Annotated in this window: 4 protein-coding genes and 1 pseudogene; 1 reads left to right on the top strand and 4 read right to left on the bottom strand. The window is 68.9% G+C overall.

Going from position 1 to position 4,703, the window contains the following annotated elements:
• From G3N93_RS34740 to G3N93_RS34725, 4 genes are all read right to left on the bottom strand, one after another.
• Positions 1-911 (bottom strand): ComEC/Rec2 family competence protein (locus G3N93_RS34740; RefSeq protein WP_206134996.1); only part of this gene is annotated, 911 nt, incomplete at its 3' end.
• Positions 912-968: 57 nt separating this feature from the next.
• Positions 969-1,757 carry a TatD family hydrolase gene (locus tag G3N93_RS34735; protein ID WP_206134995.1) on the bottom strand — a complete coding sequence of 263 codons (789 nt, stop codon included), beginning with the start codon at positions 1,755-1,757 and terminating at the stop codon, positions 969-971.
• A 67-nt stretch (positions 1,758-1,824) separates the two neighbouring features.
• A complete protein-coding gene (lolD, locus tag G3N93_RS34730) occupies positions 1,825-2,583 on the bottom strand; it encodes a lipoprotein-releasing ABC transporter ATP-binding protein LolD (RefSeq protein ID WP_011352550.1) in 759 nt (252 codons plus the stop codon).
• A complete protein-coding gene (locus G3N93_RS34725; protein WP_206124730.1) occupies positions 2,576-3,829 on the bottom strand; it encodes a lipoprotein-releasing ABC transporter permease subunit in 1,254 nt (417 codons plus the stop codon). Before G3N93_RS34725 ends, lolD begins: the two co-directional genes overlap by 8 nt.
• Before the next feature lie 150 nt (positions 3,830-3,979).
• Here G3N93_RS34725 and G3N93_RS34720 point away from each other — a divergent pair.
• Positions 3,980-4,703: pseudogene (locus G3N93_RS34720) on the top strand (regulator); the annotation flags it as partial.

Below are 4,703 nucleotides of genomic sequence, written 5' to 3'. Positions count from 1 at the left end.
TACGGTGCCGGCAACACGAGCGTCGCGGCCCGTGCGCGCCAGCGCAGGCGGCGCCAGACCATCGATACCAGCCCGCCCGCGATCGCGCCGACGAGCCCGACATGCAGGCCGGAGATTGCGACCAGATGGCTAGTACCCGTGCTGCGCAGCACGCGCCAGTCGACATCGCCGATGCCCGACTGATCGCCGATTGCGAGCGCAGCGACGATGCCTCGGTGGCTCGCGTCGCCGCTGAGCGTCGCGCCGATACGCGCGCGCAGCGCGTCGCGCAGCCGATCGATCGATGCACGCCACCCCGATGCACACGCATCGAGCAATTCCGCCCGCCGGGGCGCGCTGACATAACCGATCGCGCGAATGCCTGCGGCAAGCCACGCCGCCTCGCTGTCGCGCACACCCGGATTGGCCTCGGCATGCGGGCGCTTCAGCCGCACGACGAATCGCCAACGCTGCGCGGCGCGCAAATCAGGCAGTGGATCGCGTGTCGCCGATGCGCCATACGCGCGCCACGACAGCCGGATCAACGGTGGAAAGCGGGCCAGCTCCGCATCGTTCGACTCGACCGCGAACAGTAGCCGTGCACCTGTTTCGTCGACCGTGGGCAGCCCCCGGATCACGCCGGTGACGACGATGTCGCGCCCTTCCCACTCGACGGGCAGGCTGTCGTCCAACCGCCATTCGGCCCGCGCGGCTGCATAGCCGAACCCGACGACGCCGGCCGCGAGCGCGCACAGCACCCATCCGAACGCGACGGTCGTACGCGTGCGCCGACGGCGCATGCTCCACGTGCCGAGCACCACGCAGCCCGCGAGTATGGCTGCACCGATCGTCCATGCGAGCGCACCCGGCAGCGCCGCCTGCCGCTGCAGCACGACCACGCCGAGCGCGAACGCGATCCACCACACGCGCATCGCCCCTCCTCGTCGACCCCGCACCGCCATTGAACATGCGGCGCCTTCCGGCAACGATTATGCGGACGAAAGGGCGAGTCGCGGCAGCGCAGCGAGCGCGTTAGCCGAAGTGCATAGGGACACGGCGCCGGCGTCGATCCCGCGCAGTTCGGCAAGCACGTCGCCGATGCGCGGCACCTGGTCGGGCGTGTTGCGGGATTTGTAGGCCCATTCGGGCGCGATGTCGGGTGCGTCCGTCTCGACGACGATCGCATCGAGCGGCAACTGCGCCGCGAGCCGGCGGATCTGCAGCGCGCGCGTGAAGGTCACGTTGCCGCCGAAGCCGAGATGCAGCCCGTGCGCGAGATACGCTTCGGCCTGCTGGAAGCTGCCGTTGAACGCATGCGCGATGCCGCGCCGCACGCCGAAACGGCGCAGCCCGGCGAGCACGCGATCCTGCGACTTGCGCACGTGGCACAGCACGGGCAAGTCGAATTCGCGCGCGAGCTTCAGTTGCCCCTGGTAGAAGAACTGCTGCCGGTCTTCGTCGAGCCCCGGCACGAAATAGTCGAGCCCGATCTCGCCGATCGCGACGAAGCGCGGATCGTCGAGGCTCGCCTCGATCTCCATGCGCAGCAGGTCGAGATCCTCGTCGCATGCGCGTGGCGTATACATCGGATGGATACCGAGCGCGTAGACCGCACCCGGCGTGCGTTGCGCGAGTTCGCGCACCGTCGTGAAGTTGTCGCGCCCGACGCTCGGGATCACGATGCGCGACACGCCGGCCGCGCGCGCCGCGTGCGCAACCGCGTCGCGGTCGGCGTCGAACTCGGCGGCATCGAGATGGCAGTGCGTGTCGATCCACATGGCGGCAGTCCTGCGCCCTGGCGCCGCGCCGGGACGACCCCGGCAGCAGGCCAAGCGCGTTCGCTTCTTACACCGGCAGCGCCGGCTCCTCGTGCAGCACGCCGTCGCGCAGCCGCATGATGCGGTCGCAGCGCGCGGCGAGATCGGGATCGTGCGTGACGATCACGAAGCTCGTTTCGAGCGTCTCGGACAACTCGAGCATCAGGTTGAACACCGTATCGGCCGTCGTGCCGTCGAGGTTGCCGGTCGGCTCGTCGGCCAGCACGCACGCGGGCTTCGTGACCAGCGCGCGCGCGATCGCGACCCGCTGCCGTTCGCCGCCCGACAGCTCGCCCGGCCGGTGCTTCGCACGCGGGCCGAGACCGACGCGCTCGAGCATCGTCTGCGCCTGCTCGCGCGCGTCTTCGGTCGTCATCCGGCGAATGCGCAGCGGCATCGCGACGTTGTCGAGCGCGGTGAACTCGGGCAGCAGGTGATGAAACTGATAGACGAAGCCGAGCGCACGGTTGCGCAGTTCGTTGCGCTCGCGCTCGGCGAGTTGCGTGAACGGCTTGCCGAGCAGCGACACCTCGCCCGCGCTCGGCTCGTCGAGCCCGCCCAGCACGTGCAGCAGCGTGCTCTTGCCGGAACCCGACGCACCGACGACCGCGAGCTTCTCGCCACGCCGCACCGTCAGCTCGGTATTGTTGAGCACCTGCACGTTGAAGCCGCCCTGCACGAAAGCCTTCGTGACCCCGCGCGCCTGAAGCACGTATTCCTGCATACCTGCCGAATCCTGTCTGTTGTGTTGTCGTGAATCCGCGAATGCGGTCGCGCGATCATTCATAGCGGAGCGCCTCCGCCGGCTTCACCTTCGCCCCGCGCCAGCTCGGATAGAGCGTCGCGATCGCCGACAGCGCGAATGCGATCAGCCCGATCCGGATCACGTCGCTCGCGACGAGTTCGGACGGCAGTTCGCTGATGAAGTACACGGACGGCGGCAGGAACTGCACGCCGAACAGGTGCTCGATCATCGGGATCAGCCACGGGATGCTCCACGCGATCAGGCAGCCGAGCGCGACGCCCGACGCCGTGCCGACGAAGCCGATCGTCACGCCCTGCACGACGAAGATCTTCATGATCGACCCCGGCTGCGCGCCGAGCGTGCGCAGGATCGCGATGTCGGCCTGCTTGTTGGTCACCGTCATCACGAGCGACGACACGAGGTTGAACGCGGCCACCGCGATGATCAGCGTGAGGATGATGAACATCATCCGCTTCTCGATCTGCACGGCCGAGAACCATGTCTTGTTCTGCTGGGTCCAGTCGCGGATGTACAGGCTGCCCGACAGCGTATGCGACAGCTCGACCGCCACGTCCGGCGCCTTCTGCATGTCCTTCAGCCGCAGCCGCACGCCGGTCGGCGCTGTCATCCGGAACAGCGCCTCGGCGTCGCGGATGTTGATCATCGCGAGCGTGCTGTCGTATTCGTAGTGCCCGGACTCGAACACGCCGACGACCGTGAACTGCTTCAGCCGCGGCATCATGCCGGCCGGCGTGATCGACCCTTCCGGCGCAACCAGCGTGACCTTGTCGCCGACCGTCACGCCGAGGTTGCCCGCGAGCGCATCGCCGAGCACGATGCCGAACTGGCCCGGCACGAGCGCGCCGAGCTGGCCCGCCTTCATGTCCTTGCCGATGTCCGACACCTGCGGCTCGAGCGTCGGCTCGACGCCGCGCAGCATCACGCCACTCACCGCGTCCTGGCGGGTGAGCAGCGCCTGCGCATCGACGTACGGCGCCGCGCCGATCACCGAAGGATTGCGGCGCGCTTCCTGCGCGGTCAGTTGCCAGTCGGGCATCGAGCCCGTCGGCGAGAACACCTCGACGTGCGCGAGCACCGACAGCATGCGGTCGCGCACTTCTTTCTGGAAGCCGTTCATCACCGACAGCACGACGATCAGCGCCGCGACGCCGAGCGCGATCCCGAGCATCGACACGAGCGCGATGAAGGAAATGAAGCCGTTACCGGTCGTGCGTTTGCCGGCGCGCGTGTAGCGCCAGCCGATCTGCCATTCGTACGGAAGTTTCAAGCGAATCCTTTCTGCTGGTTACGGCGGGGAGGCGCCCCGCGGCCGGACCGCCGCCCGGTGGCGGCCACCGGCCCGGGCACGGTCGAAAAACGGCCGCCGGACGCGAACGGGCCGTCAGCCGGCCCGATCACGCGCGCAGTTTGCCATACAATGCGCACCATCATGCACGACCGACGCCTCCATTTTCTCGTTCCGTTCGCGCTGCCGTCGGCGGCCGATGCGGCCTCGTCCCTGCACACGCTGGACAGCCCAGCGCTCGAAAAGTTGCTCGCCCGCGCCAGCCTCGTCGAGCGCGTGACCGGCGAGGACTTCCAGCGCACGCTGCCACACGAGCGCTGGCTGGCCCGCCAGTTCGGCGCAACCCAGGGCAACGCCGCGGACGAGGCGCCGCTCGCGCCCTACATGCTGCTGGCGGATGGCGGCGACCCCGGCGCGCACGCGTGGGCCTGCGTCGAGCCCGTCCACGTCGAAATCGCGCACGATCACCTGGTACTCGTCGATCCGGCGGCCCTCGCGCTCAATGACGGCGACGCAGCCGCGCTGCTCGCGGTCGCGCGGCCGCTGATCGAGGAGCTCGGCGTCCGGCTCGAGGCGCCGAACCCGTCACGCTGGTACCTGTCGAGCGAGCAGCTCGCCCGCCTCGCCGGCGCTGCGCCGCTACGCGCGAGCGGCCGCAACATCGAAATCTGGCTGCCACACGAGGCCCATACGGGCGAGCGCTCGCGGATGTGGATGAAGCTGCAGAACGAAGTGCAGATGGCGTGGTTCCAGCATCCGGTCAACGAGGCCCGCGAGGCGCGTGGCCTGCCGACCGTCAATTCGATCTGGTTCCATGCGCAAGGCACGCTGAAGCCGGTCGGCAAGCCGTTCGCGA

Origin of the sequence: Burkholderia sp. Se-20378, from assembly GCF_017104665.1 — a bacterium.
GTDB lineage: Bacteria > Pseudomonadota > Gammaproteobacteria > Burkholderiales > Burkholderiaceae > Burkholderia > Burkholderia lata.
This window is presented reverse-complemented; position numbering and strand designations above follow the sequence as displayed.

Bases quoted from the DNA above. Each gene is read 5' to 3' on its own strand.
- lolD (WP_011352550.1), bottom strand. From the start codon at position 2,583: ATGAATGATCGCGCGACCGCATTCGCGGATTCACGACAACACAACAGA.
- G3N93_RS34735 (WP_206134995.1), bottom strand. From the start codon at position 1,757: ATGTGGATCGACACGCACTGCCATCTCGATGCCGCCGAGTTCGACGCC.